Origin of the sequence: Acidisphaera rubrifaciens HS-AP3 (genome assembly GCF_000964365.1) — a bacterium.
GTDB lineage: Bacteria > Pseudomonadota > Alphaproteobacteria > Acetobacterales > Acetobacteraceae > Acidisphaera > Acidisphaera rubrifaciens.
The window spans coordinates 1-294 of the sequence record NZ_BANB01000601.1 but is presented as its reverse complement, the minus strand read 5'-3'; the positions used below and the strand labels follow the sequence as shown (position 1 = coordinate 294).

Here is a 294-nt window from a genome sequence, read left to right as displayed (position 1 = left end):
CTTGAACTCGACGGCGCGGCGGAGGACGGGCAGGACCATCAGGCGATGCTGCTGGCGGGCCTGCCGGCGGGCTGGGAGATCGAGCGGCGGCTGCCGGCGGGACAGGTCGCGGGCATGCCCTGGCTCGGCACGCTGTCGGACACGGCGGCGCAGCCGGCGGCCGATGACCGCTATGCCGCCGTGCTCGACCTGACGGGCGCGCAGCCGGGTTTCCGCGTCGCGGTGGAGCTGCGGGCGGTGACGCCCGGCAGCTACGAGCTGCCCGGCGCGGCGCTGTCGGACATGTATCGCCCG

At 75.9% G+C, this 294-nt stretch carries 1 protein-coding gene; it reads left to right on the top strand.

Going from position 1 to position 294, the window contains the following annotated elements; all coding sequences use genetic code 11:
- On the top strand, nt 1–294 hold a 294-nt coding region (locus tag B8460_RS22150; RefSeq protein ID WP_048862455.1), incomplete at both ends, for an alpha-2-macroglobulin family protein.